The sequence below is a fragment of the Ralstonia sp. ASV6 genome (assembly GCF_016429285.1).
Taxonomy (GTDB): domain Bacteria; phylum Pseudomonadota; class Gammaproteobacteria; order Burkholderiales; family Burkholderiaceae; genus Ralstonia; species Ralstonia flaminis.
The window spans coordinates 1-396 of sequence record NZ_JAELUI010000449.1 but is presented as its reverse complement, the minus strand read 5'-3'; the positions used below and the strand labels follow the sequence as shown (position 1 = coordinate 396).

The 396-nt window shown below is 81.3% G+C and carries 1 pseudogene; it reads right to left on the bottom strand.

What is annotated here, in order from left to right:
• Nucleotides 1–273: 273 nt before the first annotated feature.
• Nucleotides 274–396, bottom strand: a pseudogene (locus JHD73_RS28230) (hypothetical protein); the annotation flags it as partial.

The following is a 396-nucleotide window of genomic DNA, read 5'->3' as shown; positions in this document are numbered from 1 at the left end:
CCCCCCCCCCCCCCCCCCCCCCCCTCCCCCCCCCCCCCCCCCCCCCCCCCTCCCCCCCCCCCCCCCCCCCCCCCCCCCCCCCCCCCCCCCCCCCCCCCCCCCCCCCCCCCCCCCCCCCCCCCCCCCCCCCCCCCCCCCCCCCCCCCCCCCCCCCCCCCCCCCCCCCCCCCCCCCCCCCCCCCCCCCCCCCCCCCCCCCCCCCCCCCCCCCCCTTTTCACGCAGAAGACGGCATACGAGATCAGGCGCCATGTCTCGTGGGCTCGGAGATGTGTATAAGAGACAGGCAGCGCCATGCCCGGGGCTTCGTAGATGCCGCGGCTCTTGGCTTCGATGATGCGGTTTTCGATCTGGTCGCTCATGCCCAGGCCGTGGCGGCCGCCGATGCAGTTCAGCTC